Here is a 14237-nt window from a genome sequence, read left to right as displayed (position 1 = left end):
GCTCGTCCGAGCATCGCCCGAATATTTTTGCCGTCCCAAGAGAGGGGAAACGAATGACACCTGATACGAACCCAGCAGCGAACGAGAGCAAGCGGCCGCGGAAACTCGCTCGGAGGCCTGTGCTCCTCGCCGCAACCGCGCTGGTCGCCGCAGGGGCGATCGGCCTTTCGTTCAACCCGAGTGTGCCGCTGGCGGTCGCAGAAACCGCTCAGACGCAGCAGACGGTCGAGACGCCCTATGGCCGCGCGCCGCTCTCCTTTGCCGATCTCGTGCAGAAGGTAAAGCCCGCCGTTGTCAGCATCAACGTGAAGGGCGAGCTCAACACCGCGGAGAACGACGAGTCTCCCATCCCCGGCCTTCCGGACGTGCCGGAAGACAATCCGTTGCACGACTTCTTCAATCAGTTCCGCAAGGGCATGCCGAAGCCGCCGTCGAAGCATAACCCGAGCCTTGCTCAAGGGTCCGGCTTCTTCATCTCCGACGATGGCTATATCGTCACCAACAATCACGTTGTCGAAGACGCGGACGACATCACCGTCACCATGGAAGACGGCGCGAAGTTCGATGCGAAGCTGATCGGCACCGATCCACGCACGGACCTGGCCCTCGTCAAGGTGACGGAGGATACGGACAAGAAGTTCCCGTACGTCAATCTGTCGGAAAAGGATCCGCGCGTTGGCGATTGGGTGCTCGCGGTCGGTAATCCGTTTGGCCTCGGCGGCACCGTGACGGCCGGCATTATCTCGGCGCACAACCGCGACATCGGTTCGGGGCCGTATGACTACCTCCAGATCGATGCCGCCGTGAACCGCGGCAATTCCGGAGGCCCGAGCTTCGACCTCGACGGCAATGTGATCGGCGTGAACACGGCGATCTTCTCGCCGTCCGGCGGCAATGTCGGTATTGCGTTTGCCGTTCCGGCCGCCCTCGTGAAGCAGGTGGTCCAGGATCTGAAGGACGATGGCAGCGTCGATCGCGGCTGGCTCGGTGTCGTTATCCAGAACGTGAACGACGATATCGCCGACTCGGTCGGGTTGTCTGAGCCCAAGGGCGCGATGATTACCAAGGTGACCGAGGACGGTCCTGCCTCCAAGGAGGACATCAAGGCCGGCGACGTCATTGTCGAAGTGAATGGCGACGAGGTCGAGGACTCGCGCGACCTTGCCCGCAAGATCGCCGAACTCGAGCCCGACACCAGCGTGAAGCTCGCGATCGTCCGTTACGGCGACAAGCGTGAAGTCGACATGACCCTGGGCTCGTTCCCGAGCGCCAAGAAGCTGGCGTCGCTCCAGAAGGAAGAGCCTGCAGATCAGAGCGAGCAGATGGAGAAGCTCGGCCTGTCGCTGGCACCGGCCGCGAAAATTCCGGGCGCCGGTGAGGAGGGTGTCGTCATCGTTGACGTCGACTCCGACAGCGACGCCGCGGACAAGGGCTTGAAGCCGGGCGATATCATTCTTCAGGTGGCGGGCGTTGACGTCTCGACGCCGAGCGATGTCGCGAAGGGTCTCGCCAAGGCGACCGAGTCCGCTAAGGGAGACAAGGACAAGGTCAAGGTCCTGATGCAGGTCAAGACCGGCGATCAGTCCCGCTTTGTCGCGCTTACCCAGAAGAAGGGATAAACTCTCCTTCTTCTGTCGGAGGGCGGTGCGGTTTTCCCCCCCAAACTGCGCCGCCCGCCTTTTTTTGAGTAGTCTCTTTCTAGACTTTCCGCGGCGAACAACGAGCTGAGGCGATATGCGGGTCCTGGTAATTGAGGACGACCAAGAAACGGCAGCGTTTCTCAAGCGCGCTCTCAAAGAGTCGGGACATATGGCCGAGCACGCCGCCGATGGCGAGGCCGGCCTCGAGTTCGCCAGAGCCAATGCCTACGACGTGCTCATCGTCGACCGCATGTTGCCGAAACTGGATGGCCTCGATGTCATCAAGGCGCTGCGTACGGACGAGATCCATACACCGGCTCTGATCCTGTCGGCGCTGGGAGAGGTCGACGACCGGGTCAAGGGATTGCGGGCCGGCGGCGACGACTATCTCACCAAACCCTATGCGTTCAGCGAGTTGCTGGCGCGTATCGAAGTGCTAGCTCGGCGCACGTCGCCGGAAGAAGGGTCGACGCGGCTTTCGGTCGGCGATCTGGTGCTCGACCGTTTGTCTCACAAGGTGACCCGCGCGGGCGAGGCAATCCTGCTTCAGCCGCGGGAGTTTCGCCTGTTGGAATATTTGATGAAGCACGCAGGGCAGGTCGTCACGCGCACCATGCTGCTTGAGAACGTGTGGGACTATCATTTCGACCCACAGACCAATGTCATTGACGTCCACATTTCGAGGCTCCGGTCGAAGATCGATAAGAACTTCGAACAGCCGCTTCTCCATACGGTTCGCGGCGCCGGTTACACGATCCGTGACAGCGCTCACTAAACTCTTCCGCACGACGACATTCCGGCTGTCGCTGACCTACTTCGCGCTGTTCAGCGCGGCCGCCATCATCGCCATCGTCTATCTGTATTGGAACACGACGGTCCTGCTGTCGCGTCAGCTTAACCAGACGATCGACGCGGAACTCAAGGGCCTTGCCGAGCAGTATCGGGCAGGCGGGCGCGATCAGCTCGTCAGGATCGTCGCACAGCGCAGCCGGACACCGGGCAATAGCCTCTATCTCGTCGCCGACCGTAACGAGAAGCAGCTCGCGGGAAACTTAAGCGCCGTCTCGCCACAGCTTTGGGACAGCGTCGGGCCTGTCGAGTTCTTCTACAGCAGGCCCGCGCCAGGCGGCATGGAACAGCGGCTCGCCTTTGCGAATGTCTTTCGGCTCCCCGGGGGTGATCGCCTGATCGTGGGCCGTGACATCGAAGACCGCCGGGAACTGTCACGGCTGATCCGCTCCACGATGTTGTGGGGGCTCGGCGTCATGGCGCTGGTGGGCCTCGGCGGCGGCTATTGGGTGAGCCGTCGATTGCTTGCGCGTGTCGACAATCTCTCCGCTACCACGCGCACGATCATGGCGGGCGATCTGTCCAGGCGGCTGCCCGTGAGCGGATCGGGCGACGAGCTGGACCGCTTGGCGCAAAGTCTCAACTTGATGCTCGGACGTATCGAGCAGCTCATGGCCGGGATGCGCGAAGTTTCCGACAACATCGCGCACGATTTGAAGACGCCGCTCAACCGATTGCGCAATCGCGTGGAAGAGGCGCTGCGCGAGCCGCCCGACGAAACCGCTTATCGCGCCGCGTTGGAACGCACGATCGAAGAAGCTGACGGCCTGATGAAGACGTTCAATGCGCTGCTCTCCATTGCGCGGCTCGAAGCCGGCGCCGGGGGCGACGATCGCGACAGCCTCGATCTATCCGCGGTGGTAAGCGACGCGGCCGAGCTCTACGAGCCCGTCGCGGAGGAGCGGGGTATCGCCCTCAAGGTGGATCTGGCGCGCCACGTCCCCGTGCGCGGAAACCGGCAGCTTCTGGGACAAGCCATCGCCAATCTCATCGACAACGCGTTGAAATACGGCGGGGTGCCCGCCGCCCAAGCCAACGGCCATGCTTCGGAAGTCGTCGTCCGCACGTCGAGCCATGATGGCTTTGCGGAGATCGCCGTGTGCGACCGCGGGCCGGGCGTTCCGGAATCCGAAAGGGAGCGCGTGTTGAGCCGCTTCGTGCGCCTCGAGGCCAGCCGTTCGGAGCCCGGCAGCGGTCTCGGATTGAGCCTTGTCGCGGCGGTGGCGAGGCTGCATGGTGGGACCTTGAGGCTCGAGGACAACGAACCCGGCCTCCGCGTCATTCTCAGCCTTCCGCTGGAAAGCGGCGCGCAGGGAGCGAAGACGGCCGATAGACCGTCGCCAGGAGGAGAGCTGAGGCCGACGTGACGGCGTTCGCCGAGCGGATTTGCGAAAGCCCTGAAGTCTTCGATGCCGAGCGCGGTGCCGATGTTCTAGCGTCCGTGCGGAACGCCTTGAACGAGAACGCCTCGGACGAAGACCTAAGCGCTGCGCATGCGGTTGAGCTTCTGGACACGCCACGCATCGCCGCGTTTCTTAAAGCCGTATTCTCGGGCTCGCCCTTTCTTGCCGCGCTGTCGGAACGCAACCCCGGTCTCCTTGCGGCATGTCTGACGGAAGACCCTGATGGCCATCTGTCCCGGGCGGGTGCGGCGCTCAAAGCCGGTCTGGCGGACGCCGCATCCGAGGCGGATACGTTGGCCCTGCTGCGGGACTTCAAGAAGCGGAGCGCATTGCTGACGGCGCTCGCCGATCTCGGCGGCGTTTGGACCACCGCCGAAACGCTGACCGGCTTGAGTGATGCCGCCGACATCTCGGTTCAGACCGCTGTCAGCTATTTATTCAGAAAAGCCCAGGAGGCCGGAAAGCTGACGTCGCCCGAGCCGGACGGATATTTTGTCATCGCCATGGGGAAGCTCGGGGCCATGGAGCTGAACTACTCGTCCGACGTCGACTTTATCGTGTTCTACGATCCCGAGCGGGCTCGGCTGTCCGAGACGGAGGAGCCGTCGGCTTTTTTTGTGAAGCTGACGCGCGATCTGGTGCGACTTCTGCAGGACCAGACCAAGGATGGCTACGTGTACCGGACGGATCTGCGGCTCCGGCCCGATCCCGGCGCGACACAGATCGCGCTCTCAATCGACGCAGGGCTAACCTACTACGAGAGCTTCGGCCAGAACTGGGAACGGGCGGCCCTGATCAAGGCGCGCGTCGCCGCCGGCGATGAAGCGCTCGGCCGGGATTTTCTCGAGCAGCTGTCCCCCTTCATTTGGCGGAAGTACCTGGATTTCGCCGCCGTGGCCGACATCCACGCCATGAAGCGCCGCGTGCATGCCTTCAAAGGGCACGGCGCCATCGCCGTACGCGGTCACGACATCAAGCTGGGGCGGGGGGGCATCAGGGACATAGAGTTTTTCACACAGACGCAGCAGTTGATCGCTGGCGGACGCCATCCGGAATTGCGGACCCGGGGGACGCTGCAGACGCTTGCCAGGCTCGCCGAGGGCGCATGGATCGAACCTGAGGCGGCGCGGGAACTCTCCGAGGCCTATCTGTTCCTGCGCCGGGTGGAAAACCGTATTCAGATGATAGGCGATCAGCAGACGCATATCATTCCCGCCGACCCGCAGGAACTCGACCGGCTCGCACGGCTGTGCGGCTTCGCCGACACGGATGCCTTCGGCGATGCCCTGACCGCGCGGTTCGAGTGCGTGGAGGGTCACTACGGCGCGTTGTTCGAAAAGCTTCCCGAGCCGCCATCGTCGGTGTCCGGACTTCTCGTTGGAGACGAGGCCGAGCCGGAATCCGTCTCCGCGCTTCAGGAACTTGGCTTCGAGAATCCCGGCGCTGCCGTCGAAGCGATCAAGGCTTGGCAGGCCGGCCGCTATCCGGCCACGCGCAGCGCCAAGGCGCGCGAGCGGTTGACCGAATTCCTTCCCAACCTTTTGGAAGCCTTCAGCCGTACGGCTCAGCCCGATCTCGCCTTGTCGACCTTCGACAAGGTGATGGCCAATATGCCGGCGGGCTTGCAGCTGTTCTCGCTTCTCGCCGCCAATCCCAGCCTGTTGCGTCTCGTCGCCGATATCATGGGAACGGCGCCGCGGCTTGCGAAGATTCTGGGACGGCGCCCCCGGCTCCTGGATGCCGTGCTGGATCCCGGCTTCTTCGGTGACGTGCCCACCGCAGCGCAGCTGAAGGATGTGGTGAGCAGCACATTGGCGCTCGCGACCGACTATGAGGACGCGCTAGACCGCGCGCGGATCGTGGGCCGGGAACAGAGCTTTCTCATCGGCGTACGCGTGATTTCCGGCACGATTTCCGCGGAGCAGGCAGGCGAGGCCTATGCCGCTCTTGCCGATACACTGATCGAAGCGCTGTCGGATCGAGTCGGTGAGGAACTCGTGGCGCAGCACGGCCGTCTGCCTGGTGGCATGGTTGCCGTACTGGCAATGGGGAAGCTGGGGGGCAAGGAGATGACCGCCGCGTCGGACCTCGATCTCATCATCGTCTACGATTATGCGGGCGAGGATGCGAAGTCCGACGGCGCGCGTGGCCTTCCCGGTCCACAGTACTATACGCGGTTCACGCAACGGCTGATCGCCGCGCTCTCGGCGCAGACGGCGGAGGGAGCCCTCTACGAAGTCGATATGCGCTTGCGGCCCTCCGGCAGTCAGGGGCCGGTCGCCACCAAGCTATCCGGCTTCATCGACTATCAAGAGCGGTCCGCTTGGGTTTGGGAGCATTTGGCTCTCACCCGCGAACGCGTCGTGTCGGGCCCCGAGACAATGCGCGAGACGATCGACACAACGATCCGCGATGTGCTGACGAGACCGCGCGACCGCGCCGCCGTTGCCGGCGAAGTGCACGAGATGCGCCGGAAAATCGCTGCCGAAAAGGGGACGACGGATATCTGGGATCTGAAGCAGGTCCGGGGCGGGATCGTCGATCTGGAATTCACCACGCAGTTTCTGCAGCTCGTGAACGCGGCCGAACATCCCGGCGTGTTGGACAAGAACACGGAAGGGGCTTTGTCCAAGCTCGCGGCCGCTGGGGTTCTTCAGCCTGCGGACGCGGACCTGCTCATTCCGGCGGCGCGTCTGTATCAATCGCTCACGCAGGTTCTGCGGCTGTGTCTTGATGAGGGCTTTGTTGCCCGCGACGCGCCACAGGCTTTGCGGGATTTGTTGGCGCGGTCCGCCGATATGCCGGATTTCTCGACGTTGGAAGCGACGTTGAAAGAAACGCTGGCGCACGTGCACGGCGCTTTCAATCGGCTCGTGTCGTGAGGTCAGCTCAGGCGCTCTGCGCCAGCGGTTCCTCAACATCGGCCGAACGGGGTGTGCGAATGGGCAATGAGCATGTCACCGTCGTGCCGTAGCCTTCGCGACTCTTGATTTCGAGCGTACCGCCGTGCAGTTCCACCAACGCGCGGGAGATGGCAAGGCCAAGGCCGCTGCCCTGATGGCTCTTGGAGAACTGGTTCTCGACCTGCTCGAAGGGCGTCCCGAGTTTCGTGATGTGGGCCTCGGCGATGCCGATCCCCGTATCCTTGATGGCGATCCTCAGCTGACCATTGCTGCGCGCCAGCTTGACGTCGACGCGGCCGCCGTCGCGCGAAAACTTCACGGCGTTTGATAATAGATTGAGGAAGACTTGTTTCAGGTAGCGCCGGTCGGCTTGGAGGGGGAAATGCTCCGGCCCGTGACGTTCGAGCGCGATGTTGCGCTCGGCTGCGGCCTGACTCACGACCTTCATGCTGTCGTCGACGATCTCGGCGACGTCCACCTCGCCGAGGTCGAGGGTCATCCGGCCTGCCTCGATCTTCGACATGTCGAGGATGTCGTTGATGACCTCCAGCAGGTAGGCGCCGCTCGAATAGATATCCCGCGCGTATTCCTGATACTTCTCGTGTCCGAGCGGACCGAACAGCGATTGCTGCATGACCTCCGAGAAGCCGATGATCGCGTTCAGCGGCGTGCGCAATTCGTGGCTGATATTGGCGAGGAACTCGGACTTCGCCCGGTTCGCGGCTTCGGCGCGGTTCTTCTCCAGCGCGTATTTCTCGGCCAGGTCCACAAGCTGCTGCTTCTGATGCTCGAGTTCACGCCGCGACAGGCGCAGTTCGGCGACGGAGGCGCGGAGCTGCTGCTCGCTCTCCGCATTCTTGGTCTGGCTTTGCTTGAGGTCGGTGATGTCCGTACCGACGGAGACGTAGCCCCCATCGCGGGTGCGGCGCTCATTGATGCGTAGCCAACGGCCGTCTTCGAGCTGAGCTTCGTAGGTGCGCGACTGGCGGTCGTTTCTGCCTGCCACGGCATAGCGTTTGGAGACGATGGGCTCGGACGCCGCGGCGATGACTTCGTCGTAGGCACTGCCCGGCTGCACCATGTCGTCGGCGAGGCCATGGAACTGCTGGTACTTCGTATTGCACATGACCAGTTTGTTGTGGTTGTCCCAGAGCACGAAGGCTTCGGAGATAGTCTCGACGGCGTCGCGCAGGCGCGCGTTCGCATCGGCGGCACCCGGGACGGCGTTCGGATCGGCCAGCACGGCCATGCCCGTGAGGTACGGCTCGCCGTTGACCGTGTCGCGGGTGATGTGGCCGCGCAGGCGGATCGTCGCCCAGTGACCGTCCGCGTGACGGAGCCGGAAGCACTGGTCGAACAGGTTAATTCCCTCGCGCATGTGCCGGTCAAGCTCGGCGCGCAGGTCGTCCTCCCGATGCAGCCGATTGGCGAGCATCCCGTAGGACACGATCTCGGAAGAGGGCTCCAGCCCCAGGAGCGCGTACATCGGCGGAGACCATTCCACGTGGCCGCGCGCGAGATTCCAGCGCCAGACGCCGCAGCCGGGGAGAGCTTGGGTCAGCTCGCGTGTGAGCGTGTCGTTGTCCCGCGTTTTCCCAAACGGGGTCAGATACCAGAACGCGCCCGCGAACAGCGCGAGGACCAGTCCGCCACAGATTAGGAGCACCACTTCGATCGCGGCGCTGCTGCGCCAGCCGGCGAGCGCGCTGGCGACAGGTTGAATGAGTGTCAGCTGGGCGTCAGTCCGCGGCACGTTTCGCACGGTCACCAATGCATCGGTGCCGTCGTTCAGAGTGACGCGCATGACGCCGGCGTCGGCGCCCATAATGGTCAGGGGCTGGCCGGGGCCGAGAACCGTCAGGAGATTTCCTTGGTAGTCGCTGCCGATGGGCACGCGGGCCTGTATGCCGCCTTCGGCATCGGACAGCAGCACGACGCGACCCTCGCGCGTGGCGCTGAGGGGCAGGCTGCGTGCAAGCTCACCTTGCCAGTCCGCGCTGGAGGCCAGCACGTCGGCGCTGAGCTTCAGCGATGCGACGTCGGCGTTCAGGGCCAGTTGCCGCCGGGCCGAGGTCAGGTCCGACTCTTTTCCAGCGCTGATCTGATAGTAGAAGCCGAGGGCGGCGACGATCACGAAACCGACGAGGAAAATCGGGACAAGCTGCCTCAACCTCTCCGGCGATGGGAGGTATTGGTCAACGAGCGAGCGGATGTCCTGCCATCGTGGCCCCGCGATGGAATAGATCCCCGCACCTCGCGCAGGACGAGCCCGCGCCATTCGGTCCCCCTTCTTCTCCTGTCACCGTCCCGGAGAAGTTGCCGCATCTCCGAATCGCTTCAGTCCATGGAATCGTTGACTGAAGCTTCTGTCTAGTAAAAACCTGTGGAAATTACGTTAACAAGTCGTTGACAGGAGAAGACCGATTCTACGCGCCGCCCAACGTCTTGGTGACGATCTCGTAGGCGTCGGTAGAAAGCTCTGCGCTCGCAAGACCCTCGAGGGCCTTCTTGGCATGGGCTTGACGCCTGGGCTCGAGCGTTTTCCAGCTTTCGAATGCGCCGAGTAGACGCGCGGCGACATGCGGGTTGAACCCATCGATTTTTAGGGCTTGCTCGGCGAGAAATTTGTAGCCGGCGCCATCGGCCCGATTGAAACCGGACGGATTGCCCATCGCGAAGGAGCCGATCAGCGCTCGAACGCGGTTCGGATTCTTGAGCGAGAACTTCGAATGGCCGAGGAGGCGGTTCACGGTGGCCACCGAGTCCGGCCTGCCTGCACGCGCCTGTACCGCAAACCATTTGTCGAGCACGAGCGGATCGTCCTGCCAGCGCGTGTAGAAGTCGTCGAGGGCTTCGTCGCACTCGTCCGAAGGGATATGCGACAGGACCGACAGCGCCATGATGGAGTCGGTCATGTTGGTCGCATTGCGATAGTGCCGCATGGCGCGGTCTATGGCCTCTTGTGTGCCCGTTGCCGTCATCAGATCGAGCGCGGCATTGCGGAGCGCGCGCCGTCCGGCGCTGTCCGGGTCGGGTGAGAAGTCTTCGTCCGTCGCGGTGGCCTCGTAGATTTCAGACAACGTTGCCGCCATGGCTTCGCTGAGTGTCTTTCGCAGCGTTTCGCGGGCCGCGAGGATCGCGTCCGTGTCGACATTGCGCCCCAGCTCGCGGGCGATGTCCGACTCGCTCGGAAGTTTCAGCGTTTCTGCGCGATACGTCGGCGCCAGTGTCTCGTCGCGCAGGGTCGGTTCCAGCGCCTGCGCAAGCCGTCCGGCCTGATGGCCGCTGACGGGGCCGAGGTCGAGCCCGTCACGAGCCGCCGACGCAATCAGATCCGTGGCGTAAGTCTGGGCGGCCTGCCAGCGGTTGAACGGATCGGCATCGTGGATCATCAGGAATTCGATCTGCTCCGGCTTGAGGCTCGAGGTCACACGTACGGGCGCGGAGAAATCCCGCAAGATCGAGGGTGTGGGAGGGGCGGGGATGTTCTCGAACTCGAACACCTGCTCGCGTTCGGTGACTTCCAGCAGGCCGCCGGGGACCGCTTCACCGTTGAGCTTGAGCGGCAACTCGTCGCCATTGGCGCCGATCAGACCCACCTTGAGCGGGATATGCATCGGCTCCTTGCTGGTTTGACCCGGCGTCGGCGGGACGACCTGGCTCACTTTCAGCCGCGCCTTCTTGGCGTGCGGATCGTAGTCGAGGCTGCACGCGATCTCCGGCGTTCCACTCTGGGTGTACCAGCGCATGAATTGCGTGAGATCGCGGCCGGAGGCATCGGCCATGGCCGAGACAAAATCCTCCACGGTGGCGGCAGTGCCATCGTTGCGTTCGAAGTACAGCGCGATACCCTGGCGGAAGGCGTCTTTGCCGATGAGTGTCTGCAGCATGCGGCAGAGTTCCGCGCCCTTCTCGTAGACTGTCGCCGTGTAGAAATTATTGATCTCAATATAGGAGGCGGGGCGCACCGGATGGGCGAGGGGGCCGGCATCCTCCGGGAACTGACGAGCCTTGAGCAGACGCGCGGTGAGAATTCGCATCACCGGTCCCATACGGACATCGTCCGTGAACTCCTGATCGCGGAAGACCGTCAGGCCCTCCTTCAGACAGAGCTGGAACCAGTCCCGGCAGGTGACCCGGTTACCCGTCCAGTTGTGGAAATATTCGTGGGCGATGACGCTCTCGATCGAGGTGTAGTCCGCGTCGCTCGCCGTATCGGGCCGGGCGAGAACGAGCTTGTCGTTGAAGATGTTGAGACCCTTGTTTTCCATCGCGCCCATGTTGAAGTCGGATACGGCGACGATGTTGAACACGTCGAGATCGTATTCGAGACCGAACCGTTCCTCGTCCCAGCGCATGGCGCGCTTCAACGACTCCATCGCCCATTCGCAGCGATCCTCCTTGCCGGGCTCGACATAGATGCCGAGCGCGACCTCGCGGCCCGAGGCGGTGGTGAACGTGTCGTGGATCGAGGCGAGGTTCCCGCCGACAAGCGCGAAGAGATAGGACGGCTTGGGATGGGGATCATGCCAAATGGCGTAGTGCCGCCCCGTGCCTTCGATCTCCCCTGCGTCCACGGGGTTGCCGTTCGACAGCAGCACGGGAACGGTCTTGCGGTCGGCCTCGATACGCACGGTATACGTCGCGAGCACATCGGGCCGGTCGATGAAATAGGTGATGCGGCGGAAGCCTTCCGGTTCGCACTGCGTGCAATAGGTGCCGTTGGATAGGTATAGCCCCGACAGTTCCAAGTTTGCTTCCGGGTCGCACCGCGTGACGATGTCGAGGGTGAAGGATCCGACGGGCGGGTTGGCGATCGTGAGCTTACCGGGCGACAGCGTGTAGCGTCCGGCCTCGAGTTCTTGGCCGTTGAGCGCGATACTTTCGAGCGTCAGCGCCTCGCCGTCGAGCACTAACGGCGTTCCGGCGACGGTTCCCGCGCTGGGTTCGATGGTGAGCCGCGAGGAGACGCGTGCGCCCTTCGGCGCCAGGCTTACATCGAGCGCGACATCCTTGATCAGATATTCCGGCGGCGCATAGTCCTTGAGGAACTTCGTGGTGCGGCTCTGGTCGTTCATTTTTTTGGCCTCCGATTACAAGTCAACACGGCGCAGGCGTAGCGCGTTCCCGACGACGGAAACGGACGACAGGCTCATGGCCGCGGCCGCAATCATGGGCGACAGCACGATCCCGGCCACAGGGTAGAGCACCCCGGCCGCGATAGGGACGCCAATCACGTTGTAGCAGAACGCGAAGAACAGGTTCTGCTTGATGTTGCGCATTGTGGCGCGCGCCAGTTTCACGCCGCGCGCGACGCCGCGCAGATCGCTCTTGAGCAAAGTCATGTCCGCGCTCTCGACGGCGACGTCCGCGCCCGTACCCATGGCGATACCTACATCGGCTTTGGCCAGCGCGGGCGCATCGTTGATGCCGTCGCCGGCCATAGCCACGACCGCGCCCTGTTTCTGCAACTCTTCCACGAGTTCCAGCTTTTCGCCCGGCGTCAGTCCGGCGTGAACCTCGTCGACTCCAAGCTGCTCGGCGACCGATCGGGCGGTCGTGATGTTGTCTCCCGTCGCCATCACGATGCGCAAGCCCAAGCCGTGGAGGGTGGCGATGGAGTCTTTGGCACTTTCCCGGATGGGATCGGCGACGGCGACAATGCCTGCGAGCCGGTTGTCGACGGCAAGATAGACGACGGTCTTGCCCTCCTTGCGGAGCCGCGTCACGCTATCCTTGACGTCGAGAATGTTGATCCGATGCTCGTCCATCAACTGGCTGTTGCCCAGCCGCGCCGCGTGCCCGCCGATGTTCCCGCCGACTCGGCCGATAACGCCTTGTCCGGTTACCGCCTCGAAGTCCCGTGCCTTCTCGACCTTCACGCCTTTGTCGGACGCGCCTTTCAGGATGGCGACGGCGAGCGGGTGTTCGCTGCCACTCTCGAGCGCAGCGGCGATGCTGAGGACTTTGGACTCGGTGTAGCCGTTCACGGCCGCAATGTCGGTGAGGGCGGGTTTGCCCTCGGTGAGCGTGCCCGTCTTGTCCACCACGAGCGTATCGACCTTGGCCAGGCGCTCCAGCCCGGCTGCATTGCGAATGAGGACGCCGGCCTGTGCGCCGCGGCCAGTCGCGACCATGATCGAGATCGGCGTTGCAAGACCCAGCGCGCAGGGGCAAGCGATGATCAGAACGCTGACCGCGGCCACGAGGGCGTAGGCGAGCTGAGGTGGCGGGCCGACGAGCAGCCAAACGATGAAAGCGATGACGGCGATGGCAATGACGCCCGGAACGAAGTAGCCCGCGACGGCATCGGCAAGCCCCTGGATCGGCGCGCGGGAGCGCTGCGCCTCGGCGACCATGTGCACGACCTGGGACAGTGTCGTCTCAGCGCCCGTCCGGTCCACGCGCATGTCGAACGAGCCGGTGCCGTTGAGCGTGCCGCCCGTGACCGTGTCGTTCTGCCCTTTGGCAACGGGCACGGGTTCGCCGGTGAGCATGGACTCATCGACTTGGCTGCGCCCATCGATGACGGTGCCGTCGATGGGAACCTGGTCGCCCGGACGAACGCGCAGGATATCGCCGACCTGTACCTCGGCAAGCGGGATGGTTTCGGTGTCGCCACTCTTGAGGACGCGCAACGCCGTCTTGGGCGCGAGGTCGAGCAGGGCGCGGATGGCGCCGCCGGTTTTTTCACGGGCACGCAGTTCGAGGACTTGTCCCAGCAGCACCAGCGCGACGATGACAGCCGCCGCCTCGAAATAGACCGGGACCAGTCCGTGCGCGCCGCGCATGGATTCCGGGAATAAGTGCGGCGCGAACGTCCCGACGACGCTGTAGAGATAGGCCGCGCCCGTGCCGAGGCCGATCAGGGTGAACATGTTCAGATGGCCGGTGCGCAGGGACTGAACGCCCCGCACGAAGAACGGCCAGCCACACCACAGAACGACGGGCGTTGCCAGCGCGAACAGGAGCCATTGTTTGGCGTGCGGCTCCAAGAACGGCAGTAGGTCGAGCCCGAACGCATGAGCGCTCATCTCGATGGCCGCGACGATGAACGCGAGCGGGGCCGCGACCCAGAGGCGCCGCGTGAAATCGATGAGCTCCTCGTTGGGCGCGTCCTCAGCCGGGACCCCCATGGGCTCCAATGCCATGCCGCAGATCGGGCACGCACCCGGGCCCTCTTGAACAATCTCTGGGTGCATGGGGCACGTGTAGAGCGTGCCGGGCGGTGCGGGCTCCGGTTCGGGTGCCCCGCCGAGATAGCGCTCGGGATCGGCGGTGAACTTCTTGAGGCAGCCCTTCGAGCAGAAGTGATAGTGTTCGCCGTCGTGCTCCGTGGTCGGCTTTCCGGCCTGAAGGTCGACGGTCATGCCGCAAACAGGGTCTACGGCGGTTTCGGAAGGCTGGGGCTTTTGGTCTGTCATGCTTTCAGGATCGTGATC

General features: G+C 63.7%; 7 protein-coding genes. 4 read left to right on the top strand and 3 right to left on the bottom strand.

Going from position 1 to position 14237, the window contains the following annotated elements; all coding sequences use genetic code 11:
- Nucleotides 1–53: 53 nt before the first annotated feature.
- The 4 genes from GL4_RS12325 to GL4_RS12310 all read left to right on the top strand — a co-directional run bounded on the left by GL4_RS12325 (nt 54) and on the right by GL4_RS12310 (nt 6774).
- Complete coding sequence (locus GL4_RS12325) at nt 54–1619, top strand: Do family serine endopeptidase (protein ID WP_045367984.1); 1566 nt, start codon at nt 54–56, stop codon at nt 1617–1619.
- A gap of 115 nt (nt 1620–1734) precedes the next feature.
- Complete coding sequence (locus GL4_RS12320; protein ID WP_172653351.1) at nt 1735–2415, top strand: response regulator transcription factor; 681 nt, start codon at nt 1735–1737, stop codon at nt 2413–2415.
- Nucleotides 2399–3856 carry a sensor histidine kinase gene (locus GL4_RS12315; RefSeq protein WP_045367983.1) on the top strand — a complete coding sequence of 486 codons (1458 nt, stop codon included), beginning with the start codon at nt 2399–2401 and terminating at the stop codon, nt 3854–3856. The genes GL4_RS12320 and GL4_RS12315 overlap by 17 nt, the downstream gene beginning before the upstream one ends.
- Nucleotides 3853–6774, top strand: coding sequence for a bifunctional [glutamine synthetase] adenylyltransferase/[glutamine synthetase]-adenylyl-L-tyrosine phosphorylase (locus tag GL4_RS12310; RefSeq protein WP_052464464.1), 2922 nt, complete (start codon nt 3853–3855; stop codon nt 6772–6774). Before GL4_RS12315 ends, GL4_RS12310 begins: the two co-directional genes overlap by 4 nt.
- Nucleotides 6775–6781: 7 nt before the next feature.
- Here the strand turns inward: GL4_RS12310 and GL4_RS12305 are convergent, their stop codons facing one another.
- The 3 genes from GL4_RS12305 to GL4_RS12295 form a co-directional block, all read right to left on the bottom strand.
- Nucleotides 6782–8965 (bottom strand): PAS domain-containing sensor histidine kinase, encoded by a 2184-nt coding sequence (locus GL4_RS12305; protein ID WP_045367982.1) that lies wholly within the window; start codon nt 8963–8965, stop codon nt 6782–6784.
- 256 nt (nt 8966–9221) lie between these two features.
- Complete coding sequence (gene pepN, locus GL4_RS12300; RefSeq protein WP_045367980.1) at nt 9222–11873, bottom strand: aminopeptidase N; 2652 nt, start codon at nt 11871–11873, stop codon at nt 9222–9224.
- Nucleotides 11874–11888: 15 nt separating this feature from the next.
- Nucleotides 11889–14219 (bottom strand): heavy metal translocating P-type ATPase, encoded by a 2331-nt coding sequence (locus GL4_RS12295; protein ID WP_082025643.1) that lies wholly within the window; start codon nt 14217–14219, stop codon nt 11889–11891.
- Nucleotides 14220–14237: the final 18 nt, after the last annotated feature.

This window comes from Methyloceanibacter caenitepidi (assembly GCF_000828475.1).
Classification (GTDB): domain Bacteria; phylum Pseudomonadota; class Alphaproteobacteria; order Rhizobiales; family Methyloligellaceae; genus Methyloceanibacter; species Methyloceanibacter caenitepidi.
The sequence above is the reverse complement of the archived record's forward strand: the minus strand, read 5'-3'. Positions and strand labels throughout refer to the sequence as shown.